An 18,665-nucleotide genomic window follows, 5' to 3' on the forward strand; every position below is an offset into this window, starting at 1 on the left:
ATGTGGACGTTTAGTCAACTCAGGCTGAATGCGAACGCTTCCGGGATTTACCGCACCGCTGCCGCACATCCGTGGGTTTACGGGTTGGGGAAGATAACCGCAAACGGCGTTTATCTCAGCCCTGCGAACGCCGTGGCCTGGCTAGCTGAAAAGCTGGCCAGCCTGACAGACAGCGCGGATGTAGTAGTGTTCATGGTGACCGGGCAGAGCCACGATGAGTTTATGGCCAGTCTTGATCCGCTCACGGAGGTTTTCCCTGCACCGGCTTTTAAACAGGTTTCACGCCTTGCCCGTTCGGCGGCGGAGCTGGACGCGGTAAAAATGCAGAAACCTGCAAAAGCCTTGAATGGCCTGCCTGATCCTGTGCCGCTATCTGTACCGACGACGCGCACCATAGCAAGTGCAGCGGCGGTGGCCAGCGCAAGCGCACCGGGAGCGCTAAACCTTGCCGGGCTGAAAGCCAGCCTGGCAGATTTCACTGCGCACCGTGCCGGGCTGCTTTCCTGTATAGCGGATGTAGCGGGGGAGTTGGCGGCGAAACGTGCCCGCGCCTGGGTATTCACGTCAACCGGAGACGGCGCAACGCTGGCGCGGGAGCTGCTTAAAGATATTCCGGCAGTGTCGTCGATATACAGTGCGGCCATCATGCTGGTCGGTTCCGATCTCAGCGATATCAGGGGGATGATCCATGACAGCGATCACGCTGGCGCTTAACGGCGAAGCCATCCGGCTTAAAAATATGCGCGTCACAGTTTCCCAGCAGTTCCCGGATAAAGACCAGTCGGGCGGTACATCCTCCACGGCGAAATCCGAAGAGGGGGCGAAAGGGAAAGAGCTACGTGTGTCCGGTGAAATTCCGTTCAAGGATATCGCTATTCTCACCCGCCTGTTCCAGCTGGCCAACGCCACGGGATCAGGTGGCGCGCGTACAGTATACCGGGTGGCAAATAACGTTGCCCGAGCAGTCAATCTGCGTGAAGCCTCGTTTTCCGGGACGATTGATGCACCGCAGCAGGAAGGGCGCATGTCCTGGCTTGTAACGTTTACCCTGACAGAGTTCCTGAGCGTGGCAGAGAAAAAAGAAGCCGCTGCAACCTCCCGCGCAACCAGTAAAGCGCAGGGTGCTGGCGCTGCCGTTGGCGGCTCTGGAGCCGCAAACGCGGGTGAATCAGACGAAAAAATGACGTGGTTTGAACGCAAGGTGCTGAAACCCGTAAACGATGCCCTGGAGTGATAAGTGAAACCAGTTAAACGCCTGTATTTATCCACTGATGAAACCCATGTGGCCGATGTGAATCTTGTGCTGGAGCTGAACAGCTGCGGCCGGGGCTTTATTACTGCCCGGACCGATCAGGACTATACCGGAAAGATGGTGCGCCTTGATGTGGGCTATTCTGGTCAGCTGCTGCGCTGGTTTACCGGATACGTAGAGCGTGCGCAGCCAGCAGAAAAAGGGTTTATGCGTCTGTTCGTGCGGGAGCTGGCTGGCGTTTTTGACAGGGCGTGGCCATGTTCCTTTCAGCATCCGACGCTGCGCGACGTCGCTGCCTGGCTGACGGAAAACAGCGGCATCACTGTGTCCGTCCCTGATGCCAGCTACAGCAGCACCCCGATCCCGCATTTCACCCATTCAGGTACGGGCTTCCAGCTGCTGAGCAATCTGGGTAAGGCCTTTGGTATTAACGATTACGTCTGGTATCAGTTGCCTGACGGATCGATGTACGCAGGCGGTGCAGAGGCGGCGCTGTTCGCCGGGCGTCCGGTTGAAATCCCGCACGAGTTCAGCCAGGGCGCCGCGGGCGGCAATACGATGACGCTGCCGCTGATCCAGTCCCTGCGCCCAGGTGTGGAGGTGAACGGTGAACGCCTGACACGGGTTGCGCTGACCAATGACACAATGGCGATCACCTGGACGCCGCGCAACAAGGCTACGGGGAAACCACTGCAAAAAACACCAATGCAGCGACAGATTGAAAGCCATTACCCTGAGCTGGCCAGCGGCCTGCATGTGCCGAAGATGGCGCGGGTGATCGCAGCCAGTGAGTATGTTTCCAGCGGAAACTTTGCCGATCCATTCCGCCCGCGTTATGCAGTGGACGTGCAGCTGCTTGATGCAGACGGCAACCCGGACAGTACAACCCCGGTTTACTCTGCCGTACCGCTGCCGGTTCCGATGGCCGGGAATGATTCGGGGATGTTTCAGTTTCCGCCCGCTGGCACGCTGGTTGAAGTCGGTTTTACGGGCGGGCGCCCGGATAAGCCGTTTGTACGCCAGAGCATGCCGGAGGGGACGAGCCTGCCGGATGTGAAGCCGGGCGAGCAGTTGCAACAGCAACGTGATGGTGTATCGCAGCGCGTTACCCAGGGCGGCGACTGGGAGCGGCAGACCGATCAGGCTATCCGTGAAACGTCGATGACGCGTACCGTCACCGCCGATACGGAAACCCGTGAACTGGTGACGCGGGAAACGACAATCAAAGCCACGGATAAAACAACGGTGATCGGCACGGCCACGCTGATGGCCGGAGTGATCCAGCGTATCACCACGGGCGATTATGCGATGGCTGCAGGAGGTAACTATCTGGCCAGCATCAAAGGCGATGCTGAAACGGATGTTGAAGGCCGGCAGTCAAGCAAGGTGGCCGGGAATATTGATATTGAGTCGGGCGGCGCGCTGACAGAGAAGATTGCCGCCCTGCGTAAGAGCGTGGCCGCAGGTCAGCAGATTATTGGCGATACGGTGCATATTGGAACCGGGAGCACCAACACCCTCACCATGCTGCTGGATACCATCGATCTGCTGGCAGAACTGGCGCAGCAGTGCGCCGGACATACGCACCCGGGAACAGGCGCGCCAAACCAGGCCAGCGCCTTTACGGAAACGGCCAGCAAGGCAGGCGTAACGCGACGAAAGTATGAACAGATAATTGCCTGAATGAATGCACCTTTTGCCCGCCAATGCGCGGGCTTTTTTACGTCCTCTTACCAGACACACCAGAACGCGCCCTGAGCGCATCAGCAGACAACCCGCCCGCACGTAACACCCCGAAACGATCAGAGGCACGCTGTAGCGCTGGCGCAGCGGCGCAGCCACAAAATAAACGTGTCGCAGACAAAAACGGCACTACACCGCACCCGCCTGCGGTTTTTGGATCGTATAAATTTTTCAGTTTTATTTTTCTACAAACCAGACCGCCAGCCCGCGCCACGACTGGCGGCTTGCCGGAAAACCGAAACTGAAAACATTGAAAAGAATTTCACTTTTTTTCAGTAAAAAGGATCTGCGGAGGATCGGTTAAATTTCATAACCGTCAGAAAAATAGAGGAAAAATAAATTTTACGTGGCTATGGGTAGATCGTTTGTGTGATAAGCGCCGGAGCAACGTTTACAGGCAAGGCCAGAGCTGGCGCGGCTTAGAGAGTTTCAGGTTAAAAACAGAGAACTGAAAAAGCCGCTTTAGAATATACTGTGAAAATATACAGCATCAAAGGAGGGTGCATGCGGTACATATCCATCAACGGGGCGGTTTTCATTTTCCTGCAGCGGGGCGAAAAGTTGAAAGAGAACGAAGGGCTACCGCTGAACGGCTTTCCCGATCGTCGCTATGTTTTATGGCCACGCGGCGATTACTGGGACGTTCGGGAGAAAGTGTTTCAGTTCGGGGGAATGAGCTGGGAGCCTATTGCGAATGAACCCTTTCCCGATGAAAGTGCAGCCTGGCTAACAGCCTATGCTCACTGGATGGGAATTTCAGGAGTACAGCCATCGCATAAATCAAAATATGCCTGCGACACTTTTGCGACACTCACGACGGTTAAATAAAAAAGCCACCCCGCGGAAGGTGGCTTAATTGATTGATTCTATTGTGAAAATTTGGTGGCCCCTGCTGGACTTGAACCAGCGACCAAGCGATTATGAGTCATGGAATTGCCATGTTTCCACATGTTCTCCATTGTCGCTATTTGTATTATTTATTAATTAAAATCAGTGTGTTGCGATGTTTGTTTTGTTTCTGTTTGGCTACGGAGGTTCACCGTTGTACTATCCTTACCTGACCCATTACCTGACCCGAAATTGGCATTGGGTCAGGTAACACTTACCCTCAGAAAGGAAGATGTATGGCCGCTAATCTTACCGAGACCGCTATACGTGGTTTGAAGACAAAGGACACTTCGTACTACGTATGGAGCAACAGTGCTCAACGTGGTACGGGCAGACTTGGCGTTAAGGTTCAGCCTTCTGGCAGCAAGGTGTTTTACTTCCGCTATTACGTTGATAAAGGAAAGAAAGAGAAATTCATCCAGTTAGGCATCTGGCCTGAGATGAAGCTGGTGACAGCCAACGAGCTGGCGAAAAAGTATGGAGCCTGGCTTGTTGAAGGAAAAAATCCTCAGCAAGAGCTTGAGCAACAACGGCTGGCCGAACAACACCTCATGCAGCTCCATCGGTCTCAGGGATCGTTTGAAGAACTGGTGCATGGCTACGTTAACAAGATGAAGCTCGACAGCAAGCGAACCTGGGCTGATGTACTGAAGCGTCTTGAAAAAGAGTGTTACTCGATAATCCCTCGCGAAACTAAAGCGAAGGATGTGACGCCACTGCAGATCAAGACCATCCTCTCAGGTATTATCCAACGTGATGCGGTGGTCCATGCGAACCGAATTCGTTCATACCTGATGGCGGCATTTAACTACGGTCTGAAAGCCGATAACGATCCGATGAATACCAGCGTGGGTATTACGTTCGGTCTTGAGGTTAACCCAGTATCGGCCATACCGAAGCAGTCTTCGGCGGAAAAAGTGGGTGATACATGGTTAACGCTGGAACAGCTTCGTTTTGTCATGGAGCATTTCGCAGAGGCAACCAACGTTGGTCCGCTGATGCAACATTTAATCCGTTTCTGCGTGTATGCTGGTGGGCAGCGTCCGTTCGAAATGATTGCCAGCCGGTGGAGTGCGATTGACTGGCAGCAAAAAACACTGCTGGTTATTGCTGATGTATCGAAAAACAAGCGTGAGCATCTGGTCCCACTTACGGAATCGGCGCTAGCAGAGTTGACCTTTGTAAAAGAGTTAATGAAGGAAAGTAGTAGTCCCTATATCTTCCCACTCTCGACAGACGGAGAGCGGCCAGTACGTACTGATAGCCTGGCGCGGTCCATCATGTATTTCCGCGCGTTCAATCCGGAGTTTAAGGGTTTCACCGCTCGCGATTTGCGGCGCACCTGTAAGACTTTGATGGGGGAAGCAGGAATCAGCAAAGAGGTCCGTGACCGTATCCAGAATCATGCTTTGAATGATGTCAGCTCGAAACACTATGATCGCTATGATTATCTGACTGAAAAGCGTAGAGCGCTTGAGATCTGGGAAGACATGATTAACAACTATCAGCGGCAGCAAGAAAACAACGTTGTGAACCTGTTTGGGCGGAAGTAGCATTTAGCTGCTAGGTAAGAAAGTGGTGAGGCTGGCGTTCCCAGCGGCATCAAAAAATAGACGATGCCGCCTGAGCTGTCACGTCTAACAAATGGCAGAAAACTGAATGGGGCACCGGCTCTTACTTTTTGCGCAGGCACCCCGATTAATATCACGCCAGGTAATACTATTTTTCTGGTAGCACGAACCGAACCTCAATGCGCCGCTGACGTGCATCTTCTGGCGCAACACCGGGAATAGGCTGTGAGTCACCGTATCCGGCAACAATTACCCGACGTGCAAAAGCCGGAGCAAGATCGCCAACGATAAATTTACGCGCCTCTCTTGCACGAGCTGCCGATAAGGTAAAATTATCGTCATAGACAGTGCAGAAAACTTCAAAGTTCGTCACTGGACGGGTAACAGGAAGATTATCCGTATACCCTTCGATATAAACTTGTCCGCTTGTAAATTCGCTCAAAAATCTGACAACCTGTGTTTCAATCGTCGCTAATGCCTGACTTGCCTGAGATGCAATACATGCACTGCCACGGTTGAAAACCCCATCGCGCAACGTAATTTTTTGCGAGTTGACATCCAGCGCCACTAAGCCTTCATTCGCTGTCCCATCAAGGGTGTTTTTAATACTTCCCAACATCTCACCCACCCTGGCCCGCTGGGTATTGATTCCCTGCTCCATTTCCTGCTTATGCTTAATATCCGACCATGTTTTCTGTAGTACCGACATCACCAGCAGCAACATTACTACAGCCATCACTCCTGACATCAAGTCGGAGATCGAGACCCACTCATTAGGTTTATCTTTCATAAGTGAGAGCCTCAGGCTGCATCATTAACAATGTTCATTGCCGATAGCGTTTGATCGATATGTTTCAATGTCACAGTAAGTGGTGTCAGGCTTTGTTCAATTTGCTGAACGACCAGGTTCCGTTCCGGTGATGACAGCGTTGTACGAATCCCCTCCAGCTCTTTCAGAGAACGGTTCAATCTGTCATCGAGCGAAGAAAGTGCGGTTGATGCATCTGCATTACTCAGCATTTCATTACGCAATGATTCAATACTGTGCACCAGTTTACCAACGCCCGCAGTGATAATGTCCATTTTTGGTTGAAGAGGGCTCTCCTTCTGCATGAGCTGAAGTTGATTCACTAGCGCTTCAATAGCATCTGCATTTCTTTCGCCTGATGTCGTCATTTCTGCATAACGGTTATTCAGACTAGCAACCTGTCGATTGCTGCTGGACACAGCGGTTAGACCGTTAACGATTTGCTCGCGCAGGTCATCCACCAGTCTCGTCATAGCGATAACTTTTTCGTTCAAGGTTTCACTGGTGATCATAAATTCACGCTGTGCATCACGCTGAGTTTTCATCGATTGATCGATAGAAACTCGTACTTCACTCATTGTCGTGCCAACATTTTTAGACAGGTCGGTAACCGCGCTGGAAATGCCGTCCGTAGCGTTTGCCATACTTGCGGAAATCGATTCCATATTCTGGCTAAAACTTTCGCCCATCTGGGAGATGGTGGAACCAAGATCGGTTTTAACTGTGCCTAGCATGTCGGTAATGCCCGTACGGAAATCACCAATAACCTGTTGCAAATCACCTGCGGAATCACCCATTTCTTGTGCCGCCGATGACATTTTTTCGGCTGAATGTTGAATGGCGGACAGGTTGCTACTGTTGGTATCAATAAAGTGTTGTAACGATTCTCGGGTGGTCGTTAACTCTGCTACCTGTTGTTGCCCTTGCACTGACTGATCTTCGGCTGCCTTAGCAATATCGTTTTGAATTTCATGTAAGAGATCTTGCAGTTTTACCAACTGCTTATTTTGGATAATACGCTGTTGTTCAGCGTCATCACCCTGATCAGCAATCTTCATATAGAATGCGGCTATCTCTACATGCTGCGAATGGTTAGCCTGCCGGGAGTTTTCGCTTTCCTCACGAATATTGCTGCTTAGGTGTTGCAATCCCTCCATCTGTTGCTGTTGAGTGCTGCGGGATATATCAGCCAATTGCACCAGATGTGCTTCATGTAACTTGCTCTGCTGAGCAGCGGTTTTACCCTGATCAATCAAAGTTTGTAAAAACGACTCCATACCTGAAGAGAACTTGCTAAGTAACTGCCGTGTGGCTTCGCTTTCCACCTGCATTCTATCGTTCAAACCCTGTAATGCTGTCAGATACTGCAATTGGGTCTCTTCATGTTCAGCACGCTTTTGCTCTCGTGACTGGTCGAACACTTGTTTCATCTGCTGTGCGCACCAGCGCAAGCGCTTTTCGTCATATCCTAACCCAGCAGAACAGGCTTTAAGGATCAGATACGCCATGATCCCCCATGTGGACGTTTTAAATTTCGTCCCCAGCCCTTCCATCATCCCCATCAGATTCGACATGGCGTTATCCATGCCTGCTGAGTTAGCATCAATCAAAATATCCGATGCTTTATTAAGCGCAATTCCCAGACCGAGAAAGGTGCCTAGCAACCCTAAAATTAACAAAATGCCCGGCATAATGTCGGCCATTTTTTCTGCTGGACTGGCAACTGCTGCGCTGATTTCGTTGACTGAACCATGTTCAACATCGAGATGGTCTGCCCCATTATTCAGTGCATCACCTTGCCATTTTTTGTCCCAAAAGCGCTGATTTGCCTGCCAGAGCAATAAACCAATCGTCAGTAGAACCAAAAAAAGCATTGTGCCGCCAAACAGCATCTGTATGACGTCGAATTCCGGCAGTATAAAGGCAAAAAACTCGTGAAACGTCATGCTGCCACCTCGACAAGCTGGCTTGCACGCGCGCGACTGGCTTTTTCAAAGATATTGGCAAAATCGATAATTAAACTTTGTTGCTCGGAATTAAGTTCTTCCCAATGCTTACCAAACTGAGCACACTCAATAATAATCATTCCAACCGCATTGCTGTCTTCCATCAAATATTCCTGACCTGCAAACGCCTCTGGTTCCTTTTCCAGCATTTGCAGAAACCCTTCAGCGGCAAAAACATAGTTACGCATTTCATTGGTGCGTTTGCGTTTTGCTTCCATCTCAGCCTGCTGCACTGGTAAACGAGCTTCTAACTCATTGAGCATTGGTACTTCATCTTCCTGAAGATCACCAAGGCGCTGGCCAATCTGTAGACGTCGCAGGAGTACTTGCTCTTTGGACAGACCGTCATTCAGCGATTTCCATTCATTTTCCATATCCTGCAGGTTATACCCCCAGGCCATTATCATTTCTTCGAACACGAAGGGGATGAGTTTCTTACCAAAACGCGCCATCACAACGCGATCCAGGCGTTGCGTTGCGTCATCGCTCAACTGAGGGTTGGGCTTTAGCAATTCGTTCCCGGTTTCAATAAGAAACAGGTCGTCATCGGTGATCGTATCAATGTCCTGCGCACGCGTAAGATGTTGCTCAGTATCTTTTAATAACTTCTGCGACGCGCGTAACCGCAGATAATGTTCGAAATCATTGATCTGAATATTATCCAGAACGTCCTTAATACGCGTTGAGAGTTGGGCATATAAGGTAATCAGACTCGCCAGGTCAACAGCACTCGCTGCTTCTCCGCGCATCTGATTACGTGCTTCGCGTAGTACTTGCTCATGCTCTTTGGCTTCATCCATTTCTTCTGGGGTAAGAAACAACTCTTTAAGTTGTTTGGCTTTATTAATTGCCCACTCAATGGCCTTACCAATACGTTTCGCCAGGTCACTCTTATCCCATTCGACCAGCAGCCCCAACGCTTTATCCAGCGCTTTCAAAGCACCACCCACCCACGGGAATTGTGGCAACATCTTTTCAGCTAATTTTGCTGCGTTTTGCACAATAGGGCGAATCACATTACTGATAAATGGCTTCACCTTTTCCCAGACGCTCTTTACGCTTCCAACAAAGGTCTCCGCTTTCTCTGCCATCCAGGAAACAGTTTTAGCTGCTGTTTCTTTAACACCGTCCCATACCCGGCTGACTGTGCTTGTCACTGCACTTGCTACGCTGCTGCAAAAACTGCCGACACTTGACCAGAAACCCATAATCTTCTCCTGTTGTTTTTATTGGATACCTAATAATTTTTTTGCTGTGTTGACTTCACTGGCTGTACGTCCCGAATGATTGGCTACTGCTTGATGGGAGGCTAATACCTGTTCTATCGCACTCCGTAAGTGAGCGACGTTAAGTTGTGCAGCCTCTCCGGTGCGTTCCGCTTCTAGCAGCACTTTAGGCAGTGCCAGACGCATACAGGTACGGATCTCTCGTCCTGCCAGCCCTTCGGATAGTTCGCTTGCGGCGGTGAGAAGACTTTCTCTTTCTTCTGCGAGCGGTATTTCAGGGACCAGAAATTTGTTCCAGAGTTGGTAGCGTGCAGTCAGGTCAGGAAGCGTAAATTCAACGTGATAGCCAATGCGGCTGCGGAACGCCTCATCATAGTTACGTGCGAAATTAGTCGCGAAAACCACAATGCCGTCAAAACGCTCCAACTCGATCAGTAACGTAGAGCGCATCGCATTAACTTCATTATCAACGCCTTGTGTGACAGAGGAGAGTCGTTTCCCCAGTAACGTGTCAGCTTCATCGAAAAAGAGCAGTGCTCCGGTATCCTTAGCCTGCGCGAAAGCAGCCTGGATATTTTTTGCCGTTTCTCCCATAAACTTGCTTTCTAGTTCTGCAATACCAAGAGCAATAAAGGGCATCCGTAACTGTCCAGCCAGTGCCTCGGCGCAAAGCGTTTTCCCGGTGCCGGGGGGGCCATAAAAATTCAATATCGCTGTCGATCCCATAGGGTCAACAACTGAAAAATTCCATTCCTGATAGATAGTTTTATGAAAACGCAGACGAGCCATACATTCATCAAGAGATGATCGGGTGCTCTTGGACAAAATGACATCGTTATCGAGAGTAAATCTTGGATCTTTCAGTATATTTTTTTTTCCATCCTCGTCGCCATCTGACTGAGATAACGACGGTCTTATCGGTGCCGAACCATTACTGTGTGTTGACATAAAATCGTCATCCATATGGAGATATAAAATATCCGTTACAACCAGGGATAGTTTATCTCTGAAAAAATTATCATATTGATAATCATTTAAAATATTCCTTTACGTGTTATCGGCCAGCGGGTTGGTCACTTGAGTAAAAATTTAAGAAAATGTAAAACTGCAGCGCTTAGACCAGTACGGCCTGCTAAGTTACGCTGGGAACGATAAGTTGGACGTAAAGACCAGACCTAGCAGCGCTGGTTTTGAGCTCATGAGTGCGTGGTAGCAGGGCATCATCAATGGCTGGGAGTAATGCCCCTTAGGGAGTCAACAGTTGGGGGCTGACTAATACAATCGCCCAGATCATTCGCAAAAAAATGCAACCGGTCGCGTCTTTCACATCCGGTGAAACGTGATCACTACGGCTAAAGCCAGTCACAGCAAGGGCTGGCAGGTGGGGATCATTTTTTGTATTGGTTTTTCAGTGGGTTTTGATGATCATTTTGGCAAATGATCCGCTTGTTTTCGCTCAGTAATTTACTTTCAACCCTATGATTTATTGGGCTTAAACATGGTTGCAGTAAGGCGTGACAGTGAGCGTTTATCCACTTTGATCTGCAGTAATTCGTAATCATTTTGCATTTTCAACCAGTGCTCGGGCGTTCCGCCTAATACATAGCTGAGCCGGACGGCGGTTTCTGCTGTGATCCGCGAGCTGCCGTACACCAGATAATGACAGGCTGAAAGGCTCATGTTCATCGCTCTGGCGAAAGTGGTCAGTGTGATTTCATTCAGGGCAAGAATTCCTCTGATTCTTTCTGCCGGGACAGGGCTTTGCAGATTTTCATAGCCTTGCATCCAGCGAGAGCAGGAGCGTAGTGCTCTGCGCTTAGCCTGGCGGGCCCGTTCGTAGGCATAATCAGTTGGCATGAAGAGGGTTCCATTTACAAGCGTGTTCTGGTGCCCAGCCTGGTCATCAGAAATGAGGTTTTGCGCCATTCTAACCTATAATCGAGGCGTACAGGGTGTGGGTAAAGCGCTCATTCAGCCCACCGTTCATTTCTTTGTCCTGTATCGTTTGCGATAGACCTCTTAGCGGGTATTATTTTGCGCACTGCATTCCAAAATTGAATTTTTGCCTCTGCACATTTGCAGTATGGCTGCGATCTCCCCGAGGGTTTCATGACTAACACTAACTTTTCTCAAACGGCTGCGTTTATCTGGTCGGTGGCTGATTTGCTGCGCGGTGATTTCAGACAGTCTCAGTACGGGCGCGTGATCCTGCCCTTTACGCTGCTGCGTCGTCTTGAGTGCGTGTTGGCGGAGACCAAAGATGCGGTGGTGGCGAAATACGATGAATTAAAAACCAGCCCGCTGCCGGAAGATGCGAAAGAGAAGTTTCTGCTTCGCGCCAGCACATTTTCCTTCTTCAATACCTCGAAGATGGATCTGGGCAAGATGGGGCAGAACGACATCAAAGCCAACCTGGAAAGCTACGTACAGGCGTTTTCCCCGGACGCGCGTGAAATCTTCGAGCACTTCAAATTCAGCGAGTTTGTCGGCCTGCTGGAAGATGCCAACCTGCTGTTCAAAGTGGTGAAGAAATTCGCCACCACCGATTTAAGCCCAAAAGCGATTTCCAACCATGATATGGGCCTGGTGTTTGAAGAGCTTATCCGTCGTTTTGCGGAAAGCTCCAACGATACTGCCGGTGAACACTTCACCCCACGTGATATCGTGCGCCTGACCACCTCGCTGGTGTTTATGGAAGATGATGAAGCCCTGACGCAGGACGGTATCATCCGCACCATTTATGATCCAACTGCCGGGACCGGCGGCTTCCTCTCTTCGGGCATGGAATATGTGCACGAGCTGAACCCTAACGCGGTCATGCGTGCCTTTGGCCAGGAGCTGAACCCGGAATCCTACGCTATCTGTAAAGCCGATATGCTGATCAAAGGTCAGGACGTCAGCCGCATTAAGCTGGGTAACACCCTCTCTAACGACCAGCTGCCACAGGACCAGTTCGACTACATGCTCTCTAACCCGCCGTTTGGCGTGGACTGGAAGAAGATTGAGGGCGAGATTAACGACGAACATACGCAGAAAGGCTTTAACGGTCGCTTTGGCCCGGGCCTGCCGCGTGTATCCGACGGCTCGCTGCTGTTCCTGATGCACTTGATCAGCAAAATGCGCGACAACCACAATGTGGATGGCAGCGTGAGCAACGGCGGGCGTATCGGGATTATCCTTAACGGTTCCCCACTGTTTACCGGTGGCGCTGGTAGCGGTGAGAGCGAAATCCGTCGCTACATTCTGGAAGCCGATTTGCTGGAAGGCATTGTCGCGCTGCCAACGGACATGTTCTACAACACCGGCATTGCCACCTACGTCTGGATCCTCTCCAACAAGAAAGCGCCTGAGCGTAAAGGCAAAGTACAGCTGATTGATGGCACCAATCTGTGTGGAAAAATGCGTAAATCGCTGGGTTCGAAGCGTAACCTGATGGGCGAAGACGATATCAAACTGATCACGCAGACCTTCGGTGACTTTGAGGTTGTGGATGCCACAACCCTCGAAGAACTGGGTCTGGAAAAAGCCGCCGAGCAAAAATCCAGCCGTGGCCGTCAGCCTGCAACCGCCAAAGCCGAAGCGCCGAAAACCTTCGCCAGTAAAATCTTTAACAGCACTGATTTTGGCTATCGCCGCCTGACCATTGAACGCCCACTGCGTTTATCTGCTCAAGTGACGGATGAGGCGATTGCGACTCTGCGCTTTGCGCCGAAGCCGTTTAATGTGCCGATGGAACGTCTGTATGAAGAGTTCGCAGCCCAATGGCAGGCGGGTAACTACGGTGATTTCTCCGAGCTGGATGCCGATGCGCGCGCCATCATTAAAGCTGAATTTGCCGAGCTGAAAGAGAAGCAGATTAAAGATCTGCTCGACAGCAAACTGTGGCTGGCGCAGCGCGGATTGATGGAAAAGGCACAGCAGATTCAGACGGCTCTGGGTACGCAGACTGGTGGTAAAACGCGGGTAAGCAATGACTTCAATCAGTTCCAGCTGACCCTGAAAGGGGCCATCAAAACCGCTGGTGTGAAGCTGGATGCGAAAGAGAACAAGCAGTTTATCGATGCCATCACCACCAAAAACCCGGATGCCGAACCGGTGGTGAAGAAAGTGCTGAAAGAAGCCGCTCAGCCGCTGTACGGTGCGTTTGAATATAAAGGCAAGGTTGTTGAGTTTGAGCAGGACGGTGAGCTGCGTGATAACGAAAACGTACCGCTGAACCCAGCAGTCTCCACCAGCGACCTGATTGAAAACTATTTCGAGTCTGAAGTACTACCGCATGTGAATGACGCGTGGATCAACGCCGATAAGCGCGATGCGAAAGATGGCGAAGTAGGGATTGTCGGTTATGAGATCCCGTTTAACCGCCATTTCTATGTCTATCAGCCGCCGCGCCCGCTGGAAGAAATTGATGCAGATCTGGATGCGGTCAGCGCCGAGATTATGAAGCTGCTGCAGGAGGTTCATTCCTGATGGCTAAGTATAAGGCGTATCCGGAGTATAAGGATTCTGGAGTTGAGTGGTTGGGGGAACTTCCAGCTCATTGGACAACGCTAGCAATAAAACATGTTGCTCAATTAAATCCTTCTAAATCATGCATTAGCATAGAAAAAATGAAAGGGATGTGTAGCTTTATTCCGATGGAAAAGCTCAAATTCAATTCCTTATGTTTAGATGAAATAAAAGATGTTACCGATGTATATAATGGATATACATATTTTGAAAATGAAGACATCCTAATTGCAAAAGTCACACCATGCTTCGAAAATAAAAACATGGTCGTTGCGCGTGATTTGAACAATGGCGTAGGATTTGGTTCTTCTGAAATTTATGTTTTACGTTGCAATGATATTATAAACAATGATTTTTTATTTTATCGTCTTCAGGAAGATAGCTTCATGTTCATAGCTGAAGGTGCTATGACCGGTGCCGGTGGATTGAAGAGGGTACCTTCAGAAGTTCTAAATAATTTTAAATTTGGGCTTCCAAGTAAAAAAGAGCAATCAATAATAGTAGATTTCCTCAAGCACGAAACCGCAAAAATCGACAACCTGATCGAGAAACAACAGCAACTGATTGAACTGCTGAAAGAAAAACGTCAGTCAGTGATTAGCCATGCCGTCACCAAAGGGCTAAACCCTGATGTGCCGATGAAAGATTCCGGTGTTGAGTGGTTAGGGGAAGTGCCGGATCATTGGGAACTCGTACCACTTAAATACTTGTGCAATTTTAGTGGGGGTGGGACTCCGACAAAAGATAACTTATCTTATTGGCAAGGGGGGACTGTTCCATGGGTTTCTCCGAAAGATATGAAGTCTTTTTGGATTTCAGAAACTCAAGATTATGTTACACCAAAAGCAGTAAGTGAATCTTCAACAAACTATATTGAAGAAGGTTCATTGCTCATGGTAGTTCGTTCTGGAATTCTTCAGCGAAATATTCCTGTGGCTATAAATATCGTAAAGGTTACGATGAATCAGGATATGAAAGCGTTAAGATTTAATGAAAGAATGAAGGCCCATTATGCAGCGTATTTTATCAACGGGAATGTCAATTCTTTGTTGTTAGAATGGACAAAAGAAGGGGCTACTGTCGAAAGCATTGAGCATGAGTATCTTGCAAATGGATTGATCCCTGTTCCACCGATAGATGAGCAACATTCGATAATTAAGAGCATCTCAGGCCAAATGATACGCTTTGAGTTATTGGAAGAAAAAGCATTAACAGGTATCCTACTTCTCCAGGAACGCCGCACCGCCCTTATCTCAGCCGCCGTCACCGGAAAAATCGACGTCCGCGACTGGGTTGCCCCTGACGCGCAGGATGTTGAGGCATCACAGGAGGCTACCGCATGAGCATGGACAGCACCAAAGAGCTGATCTTCCAGAATGAGATGATTGCTCAGATGATCGACCGAGGCTGGATTCTCGGCAAAACTGACGGCTACGATCGCGAACGTGCGCTGTACTCGCAGGATACGCTGACCTTTGTGCAGACCACGCAGCCGCAGGAGTGGGAGAAGTTTGCCAAAGTTTATCCTTCCAATACCGAGCGTCATTTCCTCGATGCGCTGGTGGCGCAGCTGAAAAAAGCGGATATCAATGCCACCGATGTTTTGTCTCGCACTTACGGCACGCTCGGCGTACTGCGTCATGGCATAAAAAGCCATAATGCGCGTTTTTCGCTGTGTCAGTTTAAGCCGGAACATAGCCTCAACCCGGAAACCCTGACGCGCTACAAACAGAATATCTGCCGCATCGTGCCGGAGCTGGTTTACAGCCCGCATGCGTCGAACGCCGCATTTGAAGAAACGGGCGTGAAGGCAAAGAAATGGCGTATCGACCTGGTGTTGTTCGTCAATGGCCTGCCGATAGCAACCCTCGAACTGAAGTCTGAATTTAAGCAGACGGTGCAAAACGCCATTACGCAATATAAGAAAACGCGTTTGCCGAAGGACCCTGGTACCAATAAACCCGAGCCGCTGCTGACCTTTAAACGCGGCACGCTGGTGCACTTTGCCGTCAGTCAGTACGAAGTGTTTATGGCGACCAAACTCGAGGGAGATAAAACCTTCTTCCTGCCGTTTAACAAAGGCACTCATGACGGTGGCGCAGGGAACGATATCCCGGAAGATGCCAACGACTACGCTACCAGCTACCTGTGGAATGAGGTGCTGCTGCCGGACAACCTGCTGAAAATTCTCGCCAGCTTCGTGCATCTGCAAATCGTCGAAAAAGAAAATGCCATTGGCCTGAAGTACAAAAGCGAGAGCCTGATTTTTCCGCGCTATCACCAGTGGGACGTGGTGAACAAACTGATCACTGCCGCTACGATGGAAGGGACTGGCAATAAATACCTGATTCAGCATAGCGCCGGATCGGGCAAATCGAACTCTATCGCCTGGACGGCCCATCAGCTTTCCCGCCTGTATGATGAAAATGGCGAGAAGCAGTTCCATTCGGTAATTGTGGTGACGGACCGCACCGTGCTTGACGATCAGCTGCAGGACACCATCTATCAGTTTGAACATCAGGATGGTGTGGTCGGGCGTATTAATAACAAAGAAGGAGAAGGTTCTAAATCGGACAAGCTGGCCTTCGCGCTGGAAAATTCGCAGCCGATTATCATCGTCACCATCCAGACATTCCCGTTTGTCCTGAAGGCGATTGAAAACAGCGTCAGCCTCAAGCAGCGCAAATACGCGGTTATTGCCGATGAAGCGCACTCCTCCCAGAGCGGCTCTACGGCGCGTCAGCTGAAAGAAGTGCTGATGACCGAAGAGGTGGATGACGATGTGGAGATGTCTTCAGAAGATATTCTGGATGCCACCGTCGCCGCGCGTAAAGGCAGCAACAACCTGAACTATTACGCCTTTACCGCTACGCCGAAAGCCAAAACGCTGGAGCTGTTTGGCCGTCGTCCTAATCCGCAGGAACCCGCATCGAAAACGAACAAACCGGAAGCGTTCCACGTTTACTCCATGCGTCAGGCCATCGAAGAGGGCTTTATTCTTGATGTGCTGAAGAACTACACCAATTACAAGGTGGCGTATAAGCTGCTGCAAAAGCTGGACGATCCTGATCGGGAAGTGGACAGCAAGAAAGCGAAGATCAAACTGAACCAGTGGGTCTCGCTGCACGATCATAATGTGTCGCAGAAAGTGAAGGTGATTGTTGAGCACTTCCGTAAGCATGTGATGCATTTACTGGCCGGCCAGGCGAAAGCGATGGTGGTGACCAGTTCGCGTAAAGCGGCGGTGCGCTACAAGCTGGCGTTCGATAAATACATCGCCGAGCACAAGTACGACAAGATAAGTGCAATGGTGGCGTTCTCCGGGGAAGTGGAATTCAATGAAGATGACCACAACAGCCTTGCGCTGCTTCACCAGAAGTTCACCGAAATCAATATGAACCCAGGCCTCAAAGGCCGGGATATGCGCAAAGCGTTTGATACCGACGACTACCAGGTGATGCTGGTGGCTAACAAATTCCAGACCGGCTTTGACCAGCCTAAGCTCTGTGCCATGTATGTGGATAAAAAGCTCGGCGGCGTGGAGTGCGTACAGACGTTGTCGCGCCTGAACCGGACATATCCTGGGAAGGCCCAGTCCGGCACCTTTGTGCTCGATTTCTACAACGAACCCGATGAGATTTTGGGTGCTTTCCAGCCGTACTACCAAACAGCAGAACTGACGGATGTTAGCGATCCGCAACAGGTCTTTGAACTGTTTGAAAAGCTGCGCACCAGCGGCATTTTCCTGTGGAACGAAGTGGAGCAGTTCTGCGAGGCGTTCTTCAGCAAAAACAAATCCAATGCGGCGATTAGCAATATCTGCAAACCTGCAGTGGAGCGCTGGAAGCATCGCTACACCTCAGCGATTGATGCCTATGTGCTGGCCAAAGAGATGTTTGAACGCACCAAAAAGACCGGCGATGTTGTGCTGATCACTAATGCGGAAAACACCTTCAAAGAGTGCGAAAAAGAAAAAAGTAAGCTGGATATCTTCAAGAAGGATCTCGGCAGCTTTGTCCGCTTTTACGAGTTCATGTCGCAAATCGTCGATTATGATGACAAGAACCTGGAAAAGCTGAGCCTGTTTGCTCGTCACTTGCGTCCGCTGCTGCATGAACAGCGTATCGAAGAAGACGAGATTGACTTAAGCAACGTCGAGATGAGCCATTACCGCTTGTCGAAGCTCCACGAGCAGCATCTGAAGCTACAAGAAGATGCTGAAGACTACAAAATCAAACCGGGGAATGATGTTGGTACGGCAAAGCCGAAGGACAAGAAAGAAGAGTTTCTGTCGAATATCCTGGCGCGTCTTAACGAGCTGTTCGTTACCGATAATCTGACCGATAAAGACATGATCAACTATGCCTTCGCGGTGCGTGACAAGCTGTCAGAAAACCAGGCGGTGATGACCCAGATTGCCAACAATACGCGTGAACAGGCGATGCTGGGCGATTTTCCGAAAGCCATTGATGATGCCGTGATGGACAGCAACGACGCCCAGCAGGAGATGATGGTGCAATACCTCTCTAACCCTGAACTGGCGAAGGGCTTTGCTCGTGTAGTGTTTGATATGTTGAAAGGGGCTTAAGATTTATTAGCCAAGGTATGTATATCATCAAAATGATGAGTATTCTGTTCAATAACACAAGCGGGTTTTGTGAA

At 50.0% G+C, this 18,665-nt stretch carries 13 protein-coding genes and 1 tRNA gene; 8 read left to right on the forward strand and 6 right to left on the reverse strand.

Annotation, left to right across the window (positions count from 1 at the left end; all coding sequences use genetic code 11):
* From DVA43_RS21450 to DVA43_RS21470, 4 genes are all read left to right on the forward strand, one after another.
* Positions 1–714, forward strand: coding sequence for a hypothetical protein (locus DVA43_RS21450; protein WP_114316676.1), 714 nt, complete (start codon positions 1–3; stop codon positions 712–714).
* Complete coding sequence (locus DVA43_RS21455; RefSeq protein WP_114316678.1) at positions 689–1,234, forward strand: hypothetical protein; 546 nt, start codon at positions 689–691, stop codon at positions 1,232–1,234. Before DVA43_RS21450 ends, DVA43_RS21455 begins: the two co-directional genes overlap by 26 nt.
* Before the next feature lie 3 nt (positions 1,235–1,237).
* Positions 1,238–2,935 (forward strand): hypothetical protein, encoded by a 1,698-nt coding sequence (locus DVA43_RS21460; RefSeq protein WP_114316680.1) that lies wholly within the window; start codon positions 1,238–1,240, stop codon positions 2,933–2,935.
* Positions 2,936–3,499: 564 nt separating this feature from the next.
* The gene (locus DVA43_RS21470) at positions 3,500–3,823 is read left to right on the forward strand and encodes a hypothetical protein (protein WP_114316682.1); all 324 of its coding nucleotides are present in this window, start codon (positions 3,500–3,502) and stop codon (positions 3,821–3,823) included.
* Positions 3,824–3,875: 52 nt separating this feature from the next.
* Here DVA43_RS21470 and DVA43_RS24760 read toward each other — a convergent pair.
* Positions 3,876–3,941 (reverse strand) — tRNA-Met (locus DVA43_RS24760).
* Between the two features lie 178 nt (positions 3,942–4,119).
* On the opposite strand from DVA43_RS24760, the gene DVA43_RS21475 reads away from it, so the two are divergent.
* Complete coding sequence (locus DVA43_RS21475) at positions 4,120–5,436, forward strand: site-specific integrase (protein WP_063159987.1); 1,317 nt, start codon at positions 4,120–4,122, stop codon at positions 5,434–5,436.
* Positions 5,437–5,602: 166 nt separating this feature from the next.
* On the opposite strand, the gene DVA43_RS21480 is transcribed toward DVA43_RS21475, so the two are convergent.
* From DVA43_RS21480 to DVA43_RS21500, 5 genes are all read right to left on the reverse strand, one after another.
* A complete protein-coding gene (locus DVA43_RS21480; RefSeq protein WP_063159986.1) occupies positions 5,603–6,244 on the reverse strand; it encodes an OmpA family protein in 642 nt (213 codons plus the stop codon).
* A gap of 11 nt (positions 6,245–6,255) precedes the next feature.
* Positions 6,256–8,208, reverse strand: a complete 1,953-nt coding sequence (locus tag DVA43_RS21485) for a hypothetical protein (protein WP_063159985.1) — start codon at positions 8,206–8,208, stop codon at positions 6,256–6,258.
* A complete protein-coding gene (locus DVA43_RS21490; RefSeq protein ID WP_074132783.1) occupies positions 8,205–9,476 on the reverse strand; it encodes a hypothetical protein in 1,272 nt (423 codons plus the stop codon). The genes DVA43_RS21485 and DVA43_RS21490 overlap by 4 nt, the downstream gene beginning before the upstream one ends.
* Before the next feature lie 18 nt (positions 9,477–9,494).
* The gene (locus DVA43_RS21495; protein ID WP_063159996.1) at positions 9,495–10,442 is read right to left on the reverse strand and encodes an ATP-binding protein; all 948 of its coding nucleotides are present in this window, start codon (positions 10,440–10,442) and stop codon (positions 9,495–9,497) included.
* Between the two features lie 528 nt (positions 10,443–10,970).
* Complete coding sequence (locus tag DVA43_RS21500) at positions 10,971–11,420, reverse strand: HigA family addiction module antitoxin (protein ID WP_080454610.1); 450 nt, start codon at positions 11,418–11,420, stop codon at positions 10,971–10,973.
* 183 nt (positions 11,421–11,603) lie between these two features.
* Here DVA43_RS21500 and DVA43_RS21505 point away from each other — a divergent pair, with 183 nt between their 5' ends.
* From DVA43_RS21505 to DVA43_RS21515, 3 genes are read left to right on the forward strand one after another with little or no spacing between them, the layout of a single operon-like run.
* The gene (locus DVA43_RS21505; RefSeq protein ID WP_063159982.1) at positions 11,604–13,964 is read left to right on the forward strand and encodes a class I SAM-dependent DNA methyltransferase; all 2,361 of its coding nucleotides are present in this window, start codon (positions 11,604–11,606) and stop codon (positions 13,962–13,964) included.
* Positions 13,964–15,346, forward strand: a complete 1,383-nt coding sequence (locus DVA43_RS21510; protein ID WP_063159981.1) for a restriction endonuclease subunit S — start codon at positions 13,964–13,966, stop codon at positions 15,344–15,346. Before DVA43_RS21505 ends, DVA43_RS21510 begins: the two co-directional genes overlap by 1 nt.
* Positions 15,343–18,591, forward strand: coding sequence for a type I restriction endonuclease subunit R (locus DVA43_RS21515; RefSeq protein WP_063159980.1), 3,249 nt, complete (start codon positions 15,343–15,345; stop codon positions 18,589–18,591). The genes DVA43_RS21510 and DVA43_RS21515 overlap by 4 nt, the downstream gene beginning before the upstream one ends.
* Positions 18,592–18,665 lie beyond the last annotated feature (74 nt).

It is taken from the genome of Leclercia sp. W6 (assembly GCF_003336345.1).
Classification (GTDB): Bacteria; Pseudomonadota; Gammaproteobacteria; order Enterobacterales; family Enterobacteriaceae; genus Enterobacter.